The sequence below is a fragment of the Foetidibacter luteolus genome (assembly GCF_009650435.1).
Lineage (GTDB): Bacteria > Bacteroidota > Bacteroidia > Chitinophagales > Chitinophagaceae > Foetidibacter > Foetidibacter luteolus.
This window is the reverse complement of sequence record NZ_VVIP01000003.1, coordinates 307,370-326,777: the sequence shown is the minus strand read 5'-3', so window position 1 is coordinate 326,777 and position 19,408 is coordinate 307,370. Positions and strand designations below refer to the sequence as shown.

14 protein-coding genes are annotated in these 19,408 nt (G+C 46.1%); 9 read left to right on the top strand and 5 right to left on the bottom strand.

All coding sequences use genetic code 11. The annotated features are described in order from the left end of the window. The first annotated feature begins 85 nt into the window (after window positions 1–85). Window positions 86–1,189 (top strand): IS110 family RNA-guided transposase, encoded by a 1,104-nt coding sequence (locus F0364_RS01425; RefSeq protein ID WP_153795953.1) that lies wholly within the window; start codon window positions 86–88, stop codon window positions 1,187–1,189. 543 nt (window positions 1,190–1,732) lie between these two features. Here the strand turns inward: F0364_RS01425 and F0364_RS01420 are convergent. Together F0364_RS01420 and F0364_RS01415 are read right to left on the bottom strand one after the other, a co-directional pair. Then, window positions 1,733–2,089: a response regulator gene (locus F0364_RS01420; protein WP_153795952.1), complete on the bottom strand. Its 357-nt coding sequence runs from the start codon at window positions 2,087–2,089 to the stop codon at window positions 1,733–1,735. Between the two features lies 1 nt (window position 2,090). Next, window positions 2,091–3,626: a PAS domain-containing sensor histidine kinase gene (locus tag F0364_RS01415; RefSeq protein ID WP_153795951.1), complete on the bottom strand. Its 1,536-nt coding sequence runs from the start codon at window positions 3,624–3,626 to the stop codon at window positions 2,091–2,093. Window positions 3,627–3,933: 307 nt separating this feature from the next. Here F0364_RS01415 and F0364_RS01410 point away from each other — a divergent pair, with 307 nt between their 5' ends. After that, window positions 3,934–5,475, top strand: coding sequence for a glycosyltransferase family 39 protein (locus F0364_RS01410; protein ID WP_153795950.1), 1,542 nt, complete (start codon window positions 3,934–3,936; stop codon window positions 5,473–5,475). A 260-nt stretch (window positions 5,476–5,735) separates the two neighbouring features. Next, a complete protein-coding gene (locus tag F0364_RS01405) occupies window positions 5,736–6,152 on the top strand; it encodes a cobalamin B12-binding domain-containing protein (protein ID WP_153795949.1) in 417 nt (138 codons plus the stop codon). Between the two features lie 213 nt (window positions 6,153–6,365). Here F0364_RS01405 and mnmC2 read toward each other — a convergent pair whose 3' ends face one another. Then, window positions 6,366–7,070, bottom strand: coding sequence for a tRNA (5-methylaminomethyl-2-thiouridine)(34)-methyltransferase MnmC2 (gene mnmC2, locus F0364_RS01400; RefSeq protein ID WP_153795948.1), 705 nt, complete (start codon window positions 7,068–7,070; stop codon window positions 6,366–6,368). A gap of 138 nt (window positions 7,071–7,208) precedes the next feature. Here mnmC2 and F0364_RS01395 point away from each other — a divergent pair, with 138 nt between their 5' ends. The 6 genes from F0364_RS01395 to F0364_RS01370 all read left to right on the top strand — a co-directional run bounded on the left by F0364_RS01395 (window position 7,209) and on the right by F0364_RS01370 (window position 17,532). Continuing rightward, a complete protein-coding gene (locus F0364_RS01395; protein WP_153795947.1) occupies window positions 7,209–8,135 on the top strand; it encodes a helix-turn-helix domain-containing protein in 927 nt (308 codons plus the stop codon). Window positions 8,136–8,294: 159 nt separating this feature from the next. Next, entirely contained in the window at window positions 8,295–9,689 is a 1,395-nt protein-coding gene (locus tag F0364_RS01390) for a TolC family protein (RefSeq protein ID WP_153795946.1), read from the top strand. A 188-nt stretch (window positions 9,690–9,877) separates the two neighbouring features. Beyond that, window positions 9,878–11,074: an MFS transporter gene (locus F0364_RS01385; RefSeq protein WP_207632457.1), complete on the top strand. Its 1,197-nt coding sequence runs from the start codon at window positions 9,878–9,880 to the stop codon at window positions 11,072–11,074. 511 nt (window positions 11,075–11,585) lie between these two features. Beyond that, window positions 11,586–14,843, top strand: a complete 3,258-nt coding sequence (locus F0364_RS01380; protein WP_153795945.1) for an efflux RND transporter permease subunit — start codon at window positions 11,586–11,588, stop codon at window positions 14,841–14,843. Window positions 14,844–15,197: 354 nt separating this feature from the next. Then, window positions 15,198–16,331, top strand: coding sequence for an efflux RND transporter periplasmic adaptor subunit (locus tag F0364_RS01375; RefSeq protein WP_153795944.1), 1,134 nt, complete (start codon window positions 15,198–15,200; stop codon window positions 16,329–16,331). A 472-nt stretch (window positions 16,332–16,803) separates the two neighbouring features. Then, window positions 16,804–17,532 carry a ferredoxin--NADP reductase gene (locus F0364_RS01370; RefSeq protein WP_153795943.1) on the top strand — a complete coding sequence of 243 codons (729 nt, stop codon included), beginning with the start codon at window positions 16,804–16,806 and terminating at the stop codon, window positions 17,530–17,532. A gap of 15 nt (window positions 17,533–17,547) precedes the next feature. On the opposite strand, the gene F0364_RS01365 is transcribed toward F0364_RS01370, so the two are convergent. Both F0364_RS01365 and F0364_RS01360 read right to left on the bottom strand, forming a co-directional pair. Continuing rightward, a complete protein-coding gene (locus tag F0364_RS01365) occupies window positions 17,548–17,820 on the bottom strand; it encodes a hypothetical protein (RefSeq protein WP_153795942.1) in 273 nt (90 codons plus the stop codon). 118 nt (window positions 17,821–17,938) lie between these two features. Continuing rightward, on the bottom strand, window positions 17,939–19,390 hold the full coding sequence (locus F0364_RS01360; RefSeq protein ID WP_153795941.1) for a glycine--tRNA ligase: 1,452 nt from the start codon (window positions 19,388–19,390) through the stop codon (window positions 17,939–17,941). Between the last annotated feature and the right edge of the window lie 18 nt (window positions 19,391–19,408).

Below are 19,408 nucleotides of genomic sequence, written 5' to 3'. Positions count from 1 at the left end.
AAGTGAGTCTATATGTAAAAGGTTTCGGTGCAGCGGCAGTCCTAAAATTAGGCTGCAAAGAAGAATTTTGCTAAAAAAAACAAATATGAAACAGCAAACTTCAGCCACAACCGAAACCTTGGACAAAGGTAGAAGCCTGATTGATTTCAGCGGCAAAATCATCTATGTAGGAATAGATGTACATCAAAAAGATTACCAGGTTGCCAAATTATTAAATGGGATTTGCCTGGGTAATCACCGTATGGGCAGCAACAGTGAAGACCTTATTAAACACCTGAATAGCCACTATCCGGGGGCCACATTTAAGTGTGTGTATGAAAGTTCGGCCTGGGGTTTCACCCTTCAGCGTTCACTGCAGTCCGCAGGAATGGAGTGCATCGTGGTTCATGCTGCCGATGTATCCACCAGTGATAAGGAGAAGAAAAGGAAGACCGATAAGGTGGATGCCTTAAAGCTGGCCCGCAACCATGCAGCCGGTGAGCTTAAGGCCATCCATGTACCGGGGGAGGATATTCAAAAAGACCGCAACCTGATAAGATTCCGCAAGAAACTGGTAGGGGATCTAAACAGGAGCAGGAACCGGTTGAAAAGCATATTGAAATACCAGGGCATCCAACTGCCGGCTAAATATGAAAAGACCAACTGGAGCCATAATTTTCTGGAATGGGTGGAACAGGAAGCTCAAAAAGACGAACGGCTGAAAAGCACTTTAGTGCTGATGTTGGAACAAATCAGGTTGCTGCGCCAGTTGCTGTTAAAAACGGAAGGTAAATTGCGGGAACTGAAAAAAAGCCGGTACCAGCAAAATACCAGCCTGCTGTTGAGTGTTCCGGGAGTAGGCCCTACAACAGCCCTGTGGTTTTTGCTGGAAGTGGGCGATATCAACCGGTTCAAAGGATTTGACGCATTGAATGATTTAATAGGTTTCTGTCCTGATACGGACAGCAGCGGCGATAAGGAAAAAGATACCGGTATTACCACCCGGCGCCACAAACAATTGCGCAGCCTGCTGATAGAAGCTGCCTGGCAGGCCATAAGGATAGATCCGGCTTTAATGGATTGTTATCAGGCATTAACCAAAAGAATGAAAGGCAACCAGGCCATTATCCGTATTGCCCGTAAACTGCTGCGCAGGATAAGGGCTGTTTTGATAAGCGGTGTGCCTTATCAAAAAGGTGTGGTAAAGTAACGGGAACAGAAATGAGTTTTTTTAAGCCATCCGGCTTACCGATAGTAATACAAAAGGAGCCGCCATGACGGCCCCCTCTATACTATCGTATAAGCACAGGCCCTATCGCTGGCAGGTTGTCCTCCGGCAGAGCCCGCTTCCTGTTCAGGCCGGTGCACAAACTTAAAAATCTAATTTTGAAGCAAACAGTATTATTCATATCACAGAAAGGTAATATCAAACAGTTATAAGGACTGCTTTTTGTGTCCTGCAGTTGCAACATACTGCTCAAGTGAGTCTGCAGCCTTATACTTTTACTTTATGGGATTAATAAAGATTTGCAGCGGCCATGTGCCGACTGCTGATAGGAGTTTCACCACCTGTGATAAAAATCTTTTTTCCAATGACTTAAAAAAACACAACATATTAACCTTGTTTTGCAACCTTTTTCAGGATGGCAGGCAGCGTATTCCTTTACATAGGAGTGACACAACGGAAGATGCCATCTTGACGATAAGCTGGCCTCCAAAAGAAATTTACATACCAAACCGAAGGTTTGTATAACTACAAATAATGGCTGATGGTTGTTACGAGGTTATTTATATCAAACGGTTTTCTTATAAACTCTTCCGCCCCTGATTCCCGGGCTATCTTTTTGCCTTCGCGGCTGGCTGAGATTATTACGACCGGGATGTTTTTTGTTTCCGGGTTATTCTTTAATGTTTTAGTCACCTCATCACCACCCAAACCGGGCATCCACAGGTCAATCAATATTATATCGGGTTTTTCTTGCTCAACGCGTTCATAAATGTTCAAGCTGTTTGTTTCGGTAAGGGATTGTATGTTGACATTCTCAAGTACAAGCGATATAACATCCAGTATCCCTTCATCATCGTCACAAACCAATGCTTTCTTGTTCATGTTATCCATTTTTTGAAACCGGTAAAGTAAAACTAAATGTTGCACCGGTTTCCCCGTCACTTACCACCCATAGGGTACCGCCATGCGCTTTAACAATCTGGTCGCACACATATAAGCCAATACCCATGCCAGAAAACTTTTTCAACACTTCATCGGCCCGGTAAAACCTTTCAAAAATTTTCTTCTGATCGTCAGGCTTAACGCCAACGCCATAGTCTGTAACGGAAACCTTTATAAAATCGCCCAGGGTATGTACGTGCAACAGCACTTTACTTTGCCCCGGGGAATATTTTACCGCATTCATAAGCAGGTTTATCACCACCTGCTCCATCCTTTCCATATCTCCGTGGCAACTAACCCCGGTTTTGCCGCTTACAGTAATTGTATGCGTACCCGCGATGGCCTGTACACTCTCTACAGCCTCTGCTATCATCGCATCAAAATCGAAACTGCTTTTTTCCAGATCCATTTTACCTGCCTTTATTTTAGTAACATCCAGCAGGCCCGTTATCAGGCGGCTAAGGCGTTCAATATGTTGCTGCGTTTTGCTGATGAGCATCGTCGTACGTTCATGGTTACCCGCGGCAACAGATGCCTCCATTAATTGCACATATCCTTTAACCGTTGTAAGGGGCGTTTTAAGTTCGTGAGAAGCAATGCTCAGAAAATCATCTTTCCTACGTTCAATTATAACCCGGTCAGTAATATCTTCCAGGGCCAGCAGTATCCGGTTTTTATAGCTGCCTTCATTTACAATAAGCCTGGCATTCAGCATCATTATTTTGGGGCCGATATGCGGAAAATCGTGCTCTACCAAAAAGCCCTCGAAAGGATTATTATATGGCAATACTTTTTCAAGCAATTCAACCAGCGCAGGTATGTTCCATTGGCCATTTCCCAACTCATAAATTTTCTTGCCTATGGTTTCGTTTGCTGCAACCTTAAAGGTGTTATAGAAAAAATTATTGGCGCTTAACACAACCATGTTTGAGTCCAGCACCAACAGGCTTTCTCTTATGGTTTGTATAATTGTTTCAAGGTATGCCTCGTGTTCCCTGATATGCTTAATGCGGTCTTCAATGCGGGCTTCCAGGTTTTTACGTTCCTGCTGCAAAGCAAGCTCTGATTTCTTACGCCAGCTTATATCATTTTGCACACCTATGAAATGGGTAACAATACCCTGCGGATTTTTTACCGGAGAAAGGTAAAGCTCATTCCAGAACTGGGATCCGTCCTTGCGGTAATTTCTCAGCTCAACCACACATTCGGTACCTTTTTCTACGGCATCCTTTATTAATAATCTTGCCTCCTGCCCACGGTCATCTCCCTGTAGAAAACGGCAGTTATGGCCAATAATTTCTTCTCTTTTATAGCCAGACAAAACCTCGAAAGCCCTGTTGCAGAAAATAATCGGGTTATCCGGCTGCTGGTTATCGGTAATAATAATTCCGGAACCCGAAGCATTTATCGCGTTCACCAGTAAGCTCAGTGTTTCTACGGAAAAGCTGTTTCCCGGGAATGACTTGTTATTACTCATAATTATAATATCGTTTGCCTGAAAAAGCAGCGATTTTGATTGCGTGGGCTGTTAAACCAATACTATACCAAACCACCTCAAAGCCCGTGGGTTTGTAAATTTTAGGAAGATTTAAGATTGCTTTAAAACATGTTGTTACCTAACATTTAATGGCCGTTAATTGTTCTGTTAAAACAGAAGTTTACTTTAAATATCTTACCCGGCCCAAAGCATCACTCAAACAATCTTATTGCAACAGCGCAGTAGTTAGCGCCATACCTGACAACTACAATTGTATTGTGTATCTTACTTTTAAATATCGCCTTTCATGCGCAACTATAAACCACTGCTGTATATACTCGCTATCATTAAACTACTTGCCCCGTTTATACTGCAAAGCAGCTTTTACCAGCCGCACCGCGATGAGTTTTTGTACCTGGCCGAGGGCCGCCATATGGATTGGGGCTATATGGAAGTACCTCCCCTGCTGAGCGTATTTGCCTGGCTTACCAACTTGTTTGGCGGCAGCATGTTCTGGATAAAAATCTGGCCTTCATTGTTTGGCGCATTTACCTTTTTGCTGGTTGGTAAAATTGTACTGTCGCTTGGGGGCAGGGCTTTCGCACTTATACTTGCCTGGCTGCCCTTTGTAATAGATGGTTATATGCGGCTGTTCTACCTGTTTCAACCCAATTTCCTGGAAGTTTTTTTTTGGACGGCCATTGGATATTGCATTACACGCTATATTCAAACAAACCGTAACCTGTGGATATATATTACAGGTATTGCCATTGGCCTGGGGCTTATGAGTAAATACTCTGTGGCTTTTTATACCGCGGCCATTTTGGGTGGCCTGCTGATAAGCAGGCACCGTAAAATATTCCTGAACAGGCATTTGTACCTGGCCGCAGGCATCGCATTGCTTATCTTTCTTCCTAACATCATTTGGCAATATAACCACCGCTTTCCCGTATTGGCCCACATGGATGAGCTTCAGCAGGAGCAATTGCAGTTTATCAGCCCGGCAGATTTTATCATCAGCCAGTTTATGATGAACCTGCCCTGTGTGTTTGTTTGGCTTGCCGGGCTGGCTTTTGTTGTTTTTTCTGAAAAAGGAAAGCCTTACCGCCCGTTTGGCTGGGCATACCTTATTGTTATTGTATTGTTACTGGTATTGCATGGCAAAGATTACTATGCCCTGGGCGCTTACCCGGTACTATTTGCATTTGGCTCGGTGTATATTGAAGAATCTACCTTAGGTAGCTTTAGATGGACACGCTATGCCATGCTGGCCTTTTCCCTGGCTTTGGGGCTATTTGCCTTGCCGGTAGTGCTCCCCCTGGCAAAGCCTGAAAGGTTGGCTGCTTACTATGAAAAAACCGGCCTTAACAAAACAGGTTCTTTTAAGTGGGAAGATCTGCAAATGCACCCGCTGCCACAGGATTTTGCAGACATGATGGGCTGGAAAGAAATGGCTATGCAGGCCGGTGTTGTTTACAACAGCCTGCCCAAACCCCAACGGGATAGTACGCTTGTATATTGCCGGGGCTATTATTCCGCCGGAGCTTTAAACCATTACCGCAGGGAAGCAGGCTTACCGGAAGTTTACAGCGATAATGCATCTTTTCTTTTCTGGATGCCGGACGATTACAGCCGCTTCAGGCATCTTTTGCTGGTTGCCCACAACATACCCGGTAAAGATGACGTGGTTTTTCAACAGTTTGAAAAAATGACGGTTAAAGACACCATGAACATGCCGCTTTTTCGCGAAACAGGCATGAAATTCATTCTGTTTGAAAACGGCAACGATTCGCTTAGCAACATTACACGGCAGGGCGTGGCTGCCCTGAAGCGCAGGTTTATCCGTTAACAGGGGGCTTTCACTTTTTCAAAACCCATTCACTCAAATTATCATACCATTCACACAACAGCAGACAGTTGGTTTAAGCTGCTGCCTATTTTTGCAGCGGTTTTTCATAGGATATTGGATTATTAAACGGGGAAGCATTTCTATGCAAGCCCTTTTTTATTTTATTCAACCCCGTATCAGTGGCACTATTGCAGATATACAACGCACCGCACCTGCACAACAGCAACATTTTGTTACATTTGGCAATACAACCCAGCAACATGAAAGAATTAAACAGGCCTGTACGTGTATTGGTTGCCAAAGTTGGCCTGGATGGCCACGACAGGGGCGCCAAAGTAATAGCTACTGCTTTACGCGATGCAGGCATGGAGGTTATTTACACCGGCCTGCGCCAAACACCGGAAATGGTAGTAAACGCCGCCCTGCAGGAAGATGTAGATGCCATTGGCGTAAGCATACTCAGCGGCGCACACATGACGGTTTTTCCCCGGCTGTTAAAAGTAATGAAAGAGAAAGGACTGGATGATGTACTGCTTACTGGCGGCGGTATTATACCTGATGATGATATGAAAGCACTTAACGATATGGGCGTTGGCAAGCTCTTTCCCCCGGGTACCAATACCTCGGATATAGCGGGTTACATAAAAGGCTGGGTAACAAGCAACAGGGCATTTTAAACCTTTATCTACGCTATTATTACCAGGGATTTTTTTATGGACCCGGAAGAAGATGCTGCTATTGGGCTTTACTGTAGCCTGTCCCGAGAGGAACGATTCGGGATCGCACTCTTGTACATTCTAAACATATTCGTCTTTCTCTTCACCTTCGTTAGAGCCTGCCAAATGGCAAGAATCGCTATCCTCAAACATCCCTGTTATTTGCCTACCCGGTTATCGCAGCAGTTTCTCTTCTCTTTTACTGGCCCTCAGCATCTCCCTTTTACCGGGCGGCCCTGGCAGTTTTTCTACTGTAAACCCTGCGGTTTGAATAGCCCTTCTTACATCGCCCTTACTGCAATAGGTTACCAATATGCCGCCGGTCCTCAAAATCTCAAATAGCTGCCGGAAAATTTCAGCCGTCCATAATTCCGGCTGTGCGGATGGTGCAAATGCATCATAATAAATAACATCATACGCATCTTCACCGGCTGCCCGCAGGTATTGCTGTAAGGGTAGCTTTATCTTATGCAACGTAAACAAAGCATGAATGGGGATGTCTTCACCAGCATTACCGGCATGCATGACGGCAAAAGCATCTGTCAAAAGTCCGTTATTCATTAATGCTGTATAATTCAATAACCCGGCTTCGGCGGCAGATACCGGGTATGGCTCCACCGCAGAATAAAAAACCTGTTTTTGATGCTGTAAAATATACTGCAGGCTCAGTAATGCATTTAGCCCGGCGCCAAAGCCCATCTCAAAAACGCGTAAAGGTTCGTGGCGGGGTTGCCGCTGTAACATATAATCAAGGCCATGCTTTATGTAAACATGCCTGCTCTCCTGCCAGGCGCCGTGCCGGCTATGGTAGGTTACCCGCATTTGCGGTATGGCAATCGTGCTAAAGCCGTCTGCCGTTAGCTGTATTTCACGTTGCATGGTTAACAAAAAAATTAATGACAAATTATTTTTAAGGTCCTTTATTTAAGCCGCAACCAACGCATGGTCGCATACTAATTTTAAAGTTAGCGCAAAACTGTGCCTTTTCCTTTTGTTTGAATTTCATAACTTAGCCCCATGCAGCGTGTAGAAACTATTGAAGATTTTTATAAAAGGCTTAACCTTACAGATCGCCATGCTTCCGCTGTCAGCAATGGCCGGCAAATGGGGCATTTTAATGTATATCCCCGCATGGGCATCTGCAAAAGCCAGGCTCCGTATAACCGGCGGGATTTCTATAAAATATGCCTCATCAAAGGCAATGGCATATTGCATTTTCCTGGTAACGACATCCATATTGATAAGCCCGTTTTTTTGCTGGCCAACCCAGACCTTCCTTACACCTGGGAGTCAACTTCCGATAACCAGTCTGGCTATTTCTGCCTTTTTAAAGAAGATTTTTTAGACAAGCCCAACCGTAAAGACAGCATTTACGATTCGCCTCTTTTTCATTTGGATACCACCCCGCTTTACTTTGTAACGGCAGAACAGGAACATTGCATCAGCAGGCTTTTTGTGCTGATGCTGGAAGAAATGGAAGCAGATTATATTTACAAGTACGACCTGATACGCAACTACGTGTACCTGCTGCTGCATGAAGCCATGAAACTGCAAAGCGCAGACTCTTATTCTAAGCATACATCCGCTTCGGCACGCATTACGGCTATGTTTATAGAATTGCTGGAACGCCAATTTCCCATTGACTCGCCGGAACATATCTTACAACTGAAAACCGCCAACGATTTTGCCGAAAAATTATCCGTGCATGTAAACCATTTAAACCGGGCGGTTAAAGAAATCACAGGCAAAACCACTACCGAACATATTTCCGAACGCATTACAAGAGAAGCAAAAGCTTTATTAAGGTACGCAGACTGGACGGTAGCCGAAATAGCTTACAGCCTGGGTTTTGAATACCCGGCCTATTTCAATAACTTTTTTAAAAAGCATACAGCACAAACCCCCGGCGCTTTTCGGGGCTCAATGTTTGAAATTTTCAACTAATTGTTTGAAAAGTGCAATTACCGGAATATTAGGCTGCTTTAATTTTACCCTTCATTTAATAACCTGTAGTAAATAGTCTTCCCCACTCTAACGAAGTTTCGCTGTCATACCTTTTTAAAAATTATTTGGGATAACATCCCGGCTGTAATTGCATGTAACATGTTAAAGCGTACGTCTTTTTATGTATTAATGATATCAGTGGCCTTTACTCTACCTGCCCATGCACAGGTGCTTACCATTAAGGAGGCTGTGCAAACAGCGCTCACTAATTACCCGGCAATTAAGGCTAAAGCCAGCTATGTCAATGCTTCCAAAGCATCAGTAAAGCAAAGCATCAACGATTACCTGCCGGATTTCAATATCTCTTTCCAGCAGGATTATGGCACCATCAACGGGCAAAGCGGCCCCTTATACGGTTACCGCGGCTTAAGCGTGGCTTCAGGCGGCCCTGCGCTCAGCCACCAGAACTGGAATGCCGCTTTTGGCGCTTTGTACCTTGCCAACATCAATTGGGACTTCTTTTCTTTCGGCCGTGCAAGAGAAAAAATTAAAACCGCCAAAACGGTACAGGCAAGAGATGAGAGCGACCTTGTGCAGGAGCAGTTCCAGCACCAGGTAAGGGTGGCCGCGGCCTACCTTAACCTGCTGGCAGCCCAGCGCCTTACCCGCTCCTGGCAAAACAACCTTCAACGGGCAGAAACATTGCGCAGCAACGTGGTTACCAGGGCTAAGAATGGACTTATTGCCGGGGTTGATTCATCCCAGGCCAATGCGGAAGTTTCCAGTGCCAGAATCTCGCTAACCCGCGCCATTGATGCGGCACAGGAACAGGCCAACCAACTGGCGCAGTTAATGGGCGTACCGGCGCAGGATTTTGAGCTGGATACCAGCTTCATTATTCGGGTACCCGTTAACGCCAACGATACGGCGCAACTGCAGCAGCACCCATTGCTTAAGTTTTACCAAAACCGAATAGCCGTAAGCGATGAGCAGGCCCGGTATTTTCACACGTTTAATTACCCAACTTTTTCAGCTTTTGGCATCATACAAAGCCGCGGTTCAGGGTTCGATTTTGATTACGGACAACTTAACCAAAACCTTAGCGCCTACAAAGGCGATTACTGGAGCGGCGTTAAGCCCATCCGCAGCAATTACCTGCTGGGTGTTGGCATGGTTTGGAACCTTACCCAGCCCCTGCGCATAAAGCACCAGGTGGCTTCACAAAAATTTGTTTCCAAAGGTCTGCAGGATGAATACGAACTGGTTAACCAGCAATTAAAAGCCAGGGCCGTACTTGCCGACAATAAAATGAAGAATGCGCTAAGCAATTATGCAGAAGCCCCGGTGCAGGTTAAAGCCGCATCAGACGCTTACCTGCAGAAAAGCGTGTTGTATAAAAACGGGTTAACCACCATTATTGATGTTACGCAGGCGCTATACATAGTTAACCGGGCAGAAACAGACAGGGATATAGCCAATGTAAACGTGTGGCAGGCGCTGCTGTTAAAAGCAGCCGCCGGCGGAGATTTTGGGTTGTTTATAAATGAGTTTTAGAAAAGTGGTTATGGCGCCTCCCCAAGCTGCGCAAGGGGCCGGGCTATCCGCTGCTACTCCGCCACAAGGCAGCGCACAATGCCTTCAGCGGGGTATCCGCTTCTATCCCTGGCGCTTAGGTGCAGCAGCGTAATTTTATTTTAAGCTTATGCAGGTGGGCACAGGTTAAAAATATTACAGTACAAAAAATGCAAACTGAAAATACATACACTTTACAACCGGCCCAGGTGCTGTTAATGGCTGTGTGCACCGGTTTAATAGTGGCCAATATTTACTACTGCCAGCCACTCGTGGTGCTTATCAGCAAAGAGTTTGGCATTACCGAGAACAGGGCCGGTTTCATTACCTTTTTAACCCAGGCCGGTTATGCCGCAGGCCTCCTGTTTTTTGTGCCGTTGGGGGATATGCTTAACCGCAAAAAACAAATTGTTATTACTACCGGCATGGCTGTTGCAGCGTTACTGGCCTCTGCTTTTTCACCCTCCCTGGTGGTGCTGGAAATTGCGAGTGTATTACTGGGCGCATCATCCATTATACCACAGTTAATACTGCCGTTAGGCGCCAGTTTGTCTGCACCTGAAAAAAGGGGTAAAGTGGTGGGCACCATTATGAGCGGCCTGCTGTTGGGCATATTGCTGTCCCGCACATTAAGCGGCTTTATAGGCGCCTGGCTGGGCTGGCGCTACATGTTTGGCATAGCCGCGGTTATCAGCAGCATCCTGTTAATTGTCATGCACCTTAATTTTCCCGGTAATAAACCAAATTTTACAGGCACTTATTCGTCGTTGATGCGGTCGTTGCTAACCTTGATTAAAGACCAACCGCTGCTTCGCGAAGCAGCGGCCATCAATGCCCTTGCCTTTGCCACATTTGGCATGTTCTGGACAACGATGGTATTGCATTTTTCCGGCAAGCCATTTAATTACAACAGCAACACCATCGGCCTGTTTGGCCTGGCCGCAGCGGCCGGTGCACTTTTCGCCCCGCTGGTAGGTGGCTCGGCCGATAAAAGAAACCCACGCATAGCTATTGGCTACGGCATTGTCATCATGTTTTTAGGCTACTTGCTGTTTTATATTTTACCAACTTCGGTTACAGGCATAGTTATCGGCATTGTTTTGATTGACCTGGGTATGCAGTGTGTGCATGTATCTAACCAGGGCCGCATTTATGCTTTACTGCCCCAAGCCAGGAACCGGTTGAACACGGTGTATATGACGGCCAGTTTTATCGGCACTTCACTTGGCTCTGCACTGGGTTTGTGGGCATGGGGACAGTTTGGGTGGGCCGGGGTATGTATTGCGGGTATGCTGTTAATGCTGGCCGCGTTGGGTGTTTATGCAGCCACCTATAAAAAGAAAAAGCCGGTATTGCGGGTGGCGTAGCAGGTTGCCGGTTAATGGTTGCTGGTTGCAAGTTGCTGGTCTGTTGATAGGTAAGTTGATGATGTTTTGCAGGGCTGATGAAAGTGAGAGGATAACGGGTACCAGCCAATTGAGGGCATACATTTTGGCTAAAGCCGGTTATAACTTATAACCCAACGCCTAAGCCTTGGGTTAATAAAGCTGGGCGATATGGCTTTAGCCAAAGATTGAAATAAACAATGCGTTTATGTCTTGAACCCGCAAACAATATTCAACACTCAATATTCAAATGGAGAAAATTGGGAATGGACAAATACACAACAGCACAAAATCAAGGAACAGGTTGCAGGATGTTGAGTGTTGAATATTTTTTAGCCCTGGGTTTAAAAAACCTGTTGCACAATGGCGAATACTGAACAGAACGTACAAGAGTGCGACGCAAGCAAAGCCCAATGGCAGTAACTCAGCCGGGCTCATAAAAATTTTTCGGAAAGCGAAGCTTTTCCTGGCATAAAACATTCAATTTTTTACAATGGGATTAATAAAAGGCGCATTAAGAAAACCAATTTCCATTATGGTATTGGTGGCAGGGTTGTTTTTCTTTGGCATTAAGGCGGTTAATACAATTAAGATAGATATTTTCCCCAAGCTTGACCTGCCGGTTATATACCTGTCGCACCCTTTTGGCGGTTATACCCCCACGCAGATGGAGGCCTTTTTTGGTAAGCAATATGTAAACCTGTTGCTCTATGTAGGCGGCGTTAAAAGCATTGAAACCCGCAACATACAAGGCCTCACGCTGATGAAGCTGAGCTTTTACCCCGGCACCAATATGGCGCAGGCCGCGGCAGAAGTGTCAGCCTTCAGCAACCGTGCCCAGGCCATATTTCCGCAAGGCAGCAACCCGCCTTTCATTATGCGTTTTGACGCTTCTACCCTGCCTGTAGGGCAACTGGTATTAAGCAGCAACCAACGCAGCAACAATGAACTGCTGGATCTTGCCAATACCTACATACGCTCATCCTTTACATCCATACCCGGCCTTGTTTCGCCGGCGCCTTTTGGCGGTAACATTCGCACCATTGTTATTAAGGCTAACCCTGAGCTGCTGCGGTCTCACAACCTTACCCCTGACCAGTTGGTGGAGGCCTTACGCATCAACAACCAAACAACCCCATCTGGCAATGTGCGTATTGGCGATTACAATTATATTACCCCAACCAATACCATTGTAAAAACCATTGAAGATTTTGAAAACATACCGTTATTTAAAGGCGGCGTTCAAAACCTTTATCTTAAAGATGTGGCCACCATTGAAGATGGCGCCGATATTACCAGCAGCTATGCACTGGTAAATGGCAAACGGTCTATTTATATGCCCATCACCAAATCGGCAGATGCCTCAACCTGGGAGGTAGTGCAGAACCTGAAGAAAAACCTGCCCCGCTTCCAGGCGCTGTTACCCGAAGATGTTAAGCTTTCCTACGAGTTTGACCAGTCTGTATATGTTATCAACGCCGTAAAAAGCCTGTTAAGCGAGGGGGCCATAGGCGCCATACTTACAGGATTGATGGTACTCTTGTTCCTGGGCGATGCCCGTGGCGCATTGATTGTAATATTGACCATACCAACATCCATTATATCCGGGGTATTGTTTTTGCAACTGTTTGGCCAAACCATTAACATCATGACGCTTAGCGGCCTGTCGCTGGCCATTGGTATATTGGTGGATGAAAGTACCGTTACTATCGAGAACATTCACCAGCACCTTGATATGGGCAAGCCCAAGGCCCTTGCAGTCTGGGATGCCTGTAAGGAAATAGCTTTTCCCAAACTGCTGATATTGTTTTGCATACTGGCAGTGTTCGCCCCGGCATTTACCATGGGCGGTATACCCGGCTCGTTGTTTTTGCCACTGGCCCTGGCCATTGCCTTTTCCATGATCACTTCGTATATACTGGCGCAAACCTTTGTGCCCATTATGGCCAACTGGATAATGAAGGGTCATAAAAAGCACAAAAAAGCGGATGGCACCCCCATGACCGATGCGGAAGAATATGCCGCCAGCCACATAACAGAAGCCGATACCTGGGAACAAAAGAAACACCTGGTGGAAAAAACGGAAAGCAATGGCAAGCTGAGTGTGTTTGAAAGGTTCAGGGCCAGGTTTATGCGCTTTCTGCAACGCATTATGCCTTACCGCATGCCCATTGTATTGGGGTATATTGTGCTGGTATCCCTTGCCGTGGTGGGTGGCTTAAACGATACTGGCCGCGATGTACTGCCACGTGTAAACGGCAGCCAGTTTCAGTTACGCATACGTTGCCCGGAGGGTACCCGCATAGAACGTACGGAAGACTCTCTGCTGAAAACTTTACAGGTGCTGGAACAAATAACAGGTAAGGACAATATTGATATTACGTCAGCTTTTGTGGGCGCACACCCGGGCCTATTTTCCACCAGCCCCATTTACCTGTTTATGGCAGGCCCGCATGAAGCTATTTTGCAGGTAAGCCTTAAAGAACATTATAAAGTAAACCTGGACGACCTGAAAGACAAGCTGCGCAATAAACTGCATGAAGCCATGCCAACCCTGAAGCTTTCTTTTGAGCCCATTGAATTAACGGATAAGATACTAAGCCAGGGCTCGCCCACACCCATAGAAATAAGGCTGGCAGGCCGCAACAAAAAGCAGAATGAACAATATGCCAACAAGATAATTGACAAGCTGAAACAAATACCCTATATGCGGGACGTTCAGATAGCGCAGAGCACCAGGTATCCCGCCATCAACATTAACATAGACAGAACCAGGGCTTCTCAACTGGGGGTGGATGTAACGGATATCTCCCGGTCGTTGATCGCATCAACATCTTCTTCCCGCTATACGGAAAAAAACATCTGGCTGGATGAAAAAAGCAACCTGGCTTACAGCGTGCAGGTAGAGGTTCCTGAAAACCAGATGACGGGCATTACAGACATTAGTGAGATACCCATTTTGCGCAATGCGGCCAGGCCCGTACTGGGCGATGTGGCCAGCATACAGCGGGACACCACTTATGGCGAAAACGATAACCTGGGCGCCATGCCTTACCTTTCTGTTACAGCTAACCTGTACAACACAGACCTTGGTACCGCCACTACGGATGTAAAGAAAGCGCTGGCTTCGCTGGGTGAAATACCACGTGGTTTAACGGTTGAGCCCATTGGCTTAAGCACGGTGCTTACAGACACGTTAGACAGCCTGCAATCAGGTTTAATAGTTGCCATTGTTGTTATTTTTTTAATGCTGGCAGCCAATTTCCAGTCGTTCAAGGTGTCGCTGGTGGTGCTAAGTACAGTGCCGGCCGTACTGCTGGGCGCATTGCTGCTGCTCAAGTTAACCGGCTCCACGCTTAACCTGCAGAGCTATATGGGCATCATTATGTCCGTAGGTGTATCTATAGCCAACGCTGTATTGCTGATAACCAATGCGGAACATTTGCGCAGGCACAGCGGCGACTCTGTGGCGGCAGCCAAAGAAGCTACGGCATTACGCCTGCGGCCCATTTTAATGACAACCGTGGCCATGGTGGTGGGCATGATACCGATGGCTTCAGGCATGGGAGAAGGCGGCGACCAGGCCTCACCCCTTGCCCGTGCAGTAATTGGCGGCCTAGTAGCATCTACCTTTGCTGTGTTGTTTGTACTGCCGCTGGTGTTTGCATGGGTACAAAAGAAAACATCCACCGCATCTGTTTCGCTTGACCCGGAAGATGAGGAAAGCAATCATTACATACCAGCGAAATAGAAATTGGCCCGGCAAAATACAGTTTTTGGCACTTAGCGGCATTGCTACTATGAAGCTTCGTTGTGTCACTCACTTGTACTGTACATCTTTACTGGGCAGCAAATCCGCATCCCGCAGCATTGTGTTAGTAAGTTAGGCTGTCAGCCCGAGCCTGTCGAAGGCGGATTGATATAAAACCGGCTTGAATTACCCGGTTTCGACAAGCTCAACCTGACATACACTGTTTAACTTAATGACATTGTACCGCAGCATTGCGGGGTACGTTTTGTCCGCTACCCGGCATTGCGCGGCAGGCATTAATTTTCAAACACGCTTAATTGCAATGATTAAGCGCCAACAAATAATATAATGGCAATGAAAAAAATAGTTACGGATACATCTTCTTCCTGGTTATTGATAAGTATAGCTGTAGCCGGTTTGTTAAGCGGTTGCGGCCCATCTGAAGCCAAAACAGAAGAAAAGAAAACTGAAAAAGAAGCCGCACCGGCAGCGGTGGAAGTAATTGCGCTGGAAAAAGGCATGCTTTCCACCACTTACAAAACACCGGGAGAATTAATTGCTTTTCACCAGGTTGACCTGTATGCCAAGGAGAACAGTTTTGTAAGAAAGCTTTATGCGGATGTAGGCTCCGAAGTTAAGGCCGGGCAGCTGCTGGCCAGCCTGGAGGCGCCGGAACTGGCTTCGAGGATAGCCGGTGCGGAAAGCAGGCTGAAGTCGCAGGAAGCTGTTTACACTGCCAGCAAAGCCAATTACGACAGGCTGTACGAAACCAGCAAAACGCCGGGCACCATATCTCCCAACGACCTTGACCAGGCAAAGGCCCGCATGAATGCAGACCTTGCCCAACTGGAAGCCGCTAAGGCCGGCTTTAAAGAAGTTAGCATTATACAAGGCTACCTGGAAATAAGGGCGCCGTTTGATGCGGTGGTTACTGCCAGGAATGTTTCCGGGGGCGCCTATGTAGGGCCATCGGGCAAAGGTTCTGAGTTTCCTTTGTTTACTTTACAGGAACAGAAACACCTAAGGCTGGTGGTGGCCATACCGGAATTGTACACAAGCTACCTGAGCAATCAAAATGAGGTGAATTTTACGGTAAAAGCCCTGCCCAACGAACGCTTTAAAGGCAAGATAAAACGTCTGTCGGGCGCACTGGATACCAGGCTTCGTACAGAACGCATTGAACTGGATGTGGAGAACAACAACAAAAAGCTGTTGCCCGGTATGATAGCGGAAGTAACCATACCCCTGCCTTCCAGGGACAGTTCTTTTGTAGTGCCTAAAACAGCGGTTGTTAACTCTACAGAACGCCTTTTTGTTGTGCGGCTTAACGGTGGCAAGGCAGAGCGTGTTACTGTTCAAAAAGGCCGTGAGGCAGATGGAAAAACAGAAATTTACGGCGCTTTACAAACTGGCAACCATCTGTTAAAAACCGGCAGCGAAGAAGTAAGGGAAGGCACAGAAGTTAAGAATGTGAAAGTGGTGGAGTAAAGACGGGATGCTTTCAAGAAAAAATATAAAACGTAGATGATTTAAAATAGAAAGAGTTAGTTTTTATATGATAAGTTGGAAACGCATACTGCATACAAAATAATTAGCAGATTCTACTTTCGGGTGAGGGATTGCAGCGGCTACCCCGGTGAGGCAATTGCAGCGGGGCTTCTGTGCCGGAGTAATAGCACAAGCGAGGAAAAGCAACTAAATGTTGCTTTGACGAAGGTTGCGAACGCAGTTCTGGCAGACCCCTTGCGATAGCTTGGGGCACCCCAAAAAGCAAGTATGAAGGGCGAAGTACGAAGTACTTTTTTTATGTAGTTGCCTCTGCCTCACTCGCTATTTGCCACTTTCCCACTTGCCAACAGTTTGCCCGTGATTTGATATTCTTTGTTCAATAATCCACTTGCTGTAGCCCACCAGATTTGTTTCAGACATTCTTCTTACATTACATAAAAATTGCTGCCGCATGTTACAACCTTGGCAAACAGGTAAGGTCATCCGTATTGAAGATGCCACACATAATACCAAACGCTTTTGGATTGAACTGCCCGAAATGAGCAGTTTTGATTTTAAACCCGGCCAGTTTGTTACGCTTGACCTGCCCATACATGAGCAGAAAAATAAACGGTGGCGCAGCTATTCTATTGCCTCTTGGCCTGATGGCACCAATGTTATTGAACTGGTTATTGTTTTGCTGGAAGGCGGACTGGGCACTACGTACCTTTTTAATGAAGTTAGCGTTGGCAGCGAGTTAACCCTGCGGGGGCCGCAAGGCGTATTTATTTTGCCGCAAACAATTGAAAAAGATTTGTTTTTTATATGCACAGGCACCGGCATTGCGCCTTTTAGAAGCATGGCTCATTACATACAATTGCACAACATACCCCACAGGAACATTTACCTGATATTTGGGTGCCGGCTGCTGTGCGACAACCTTTACGGCCCTGAACTGCGGGAACTGGAAAAAAAGCTGGAAGGGTTTAAGTACCTGCCAACCTACTCACGGGAGCCGGAAACCAATACCGAGGTTGCACGGGGTTACGTACACCGTATTTACGAAGACTTAATTAATGGCAGTAAACCGGAAGCTAACTTTTTCCTGTGCGGCTGGAAGAATATGATTGACGATGCGAAACGCAACATCATCTCTCTTGGTTATGACAAGAAAGACATCCACCAGGAACTGTACGGCTAGGTTGAGCAGTTGTTATTAGGAAACTTTCAGTTCAGGCTTAACATTGCCCAAACGGTCACGTAAGTCCTTGTTCTCAGCTTCCAGGTCTGTAATTTTTTGCTCTAAGGACAAAATCCTGGAATGGTTAGACAACATTTCGTTTTCCAGTTTCAACACTCTTTTTTTGCTTTTAGCTATTACTCCCCGCTTTGAAAGGAGTCCGATAACAAAGGCGGCAATTGCAATGCCGGCCACTATGGCCACAGGAACGGTGCCCGCAATGGCGAGAAAGGGATAGGTAACTGTCATAAAAGGAATTTTTGTTTACCAGTTTCGGGACGACTTTTTTGCTGAAACGACATTTCGGCGGTATTGGATTAACAAAATTGGTGTCAGTTGTCTAATAGCGGGGTAAACAAAAGTAATGTTAATTTATTTCATGCGCAAGTTTATTTCTTATTTCTGTAATATGAATCCTTTCCTGTAACATGCTGTCCCTGTGGCGTATAGTCACTGTTCCGTCATCTTTTGTCTGGTGGTCTACCGTTATACAAAATGGTGTACCAATAGCATCCTGGCGGCGGTAACGCCTTCCAATCGCATCTTTTTCCTCGTAAAAACAACGGAAATGGGGGCGGCAATCGTCCATAATCTGCCGGGCAATTTCGGGAAGGCCATCTTTTTTGGTAAGTGGCAATACAGCCAGTTTAATGGGTGCTATGGCTGGCGGAATGCGCAATACCACACGGCTGTCTTTTGGCCCGCCTTCTTTGGTAAGGTCTTCTTCATCGTAGGCGTGGGAAAGTACCAGCAAAAACATCCTGTCCAGCCCTATGGATGTTTCTATTACATACGGCACATAGTGCTGGTTTATCTCAGTATCAAAATAAGTAAGCTTCTTATTGCTAAACTGCTGGTGGCGGCCCAGGTCATAATCCGTACGGGAGTGTATGCCTTCCACCTCTTTAAAGCCAATAGGGAATTCATATTCAATATCCAGCGCTGCATCAGCATAATGCGCCAGTTTAACATGGTCGTGATAGCGGTATTTCTCCGCAGGTATGCCCAGGCTTAAGTGCCATTTTAAACGGGTTTCTTTCCAGTATTCGTACCATTCTTTCTGTGTGCCGGGGCGTATAAAGAACTGCATCTCCATCTGTTCAAATTCCCTCATGCGAAAAATGAACTGCCGGGCCACAATTTCGTTCCTGAAAGCCTTGCCGGTTTGTGCAATGCCAAACGGTATTTTCATCCTGGCCGTTTTCTGCACATTTAAAAAATTCACGAAAATACCCTGGGCGGTTTCAGGTCTCAGGTAAATGGTGCTTGCATCATCAGCTACGGAACCTATTTCTGTAGAGAACATCAGGTTAAACTGGCGTATATCCGTCCAGTTGCAGGTTTCGCTAACGCTGCATACTATCTTATTATCATCAATTAATTGCTTAAGGCCGGCAAAATCTTCTTTTGCCAGCAACTGGTCCATGGCATCCAATAAAGCTGCAGCCTGCCCTTCGCCTTCTGCTCCTTTTTCTTTCAGCTTATCGGCATGCGCTTCAATTAAATGGTCAACCCGGTAGCGTTTTTTGCTGTCCTTGTTGTCAATCATCGGGTCGCTAAAATTATCAACGTGGCCGCTGGCCTTCCAGGTGGTGGGGTGCATAAATATGGCCGCGTCAATGCCCACTATGTTGTCGTGCATCTGCGTCATGCTTTTCCACCAGTAGTCACGTATATTCTTTTTCAACTCACTTCCATATGGGCCGTAATCATATACGGCACTTAAGCCATCATAAATTTCACTGCTCTGAAAAACAAAACCATATTCTTTTGCATGCGATATAATAGCCTGGAACCTGTTGTTGTCTTGAATACTCATAGGGCGCAAAGATAATTG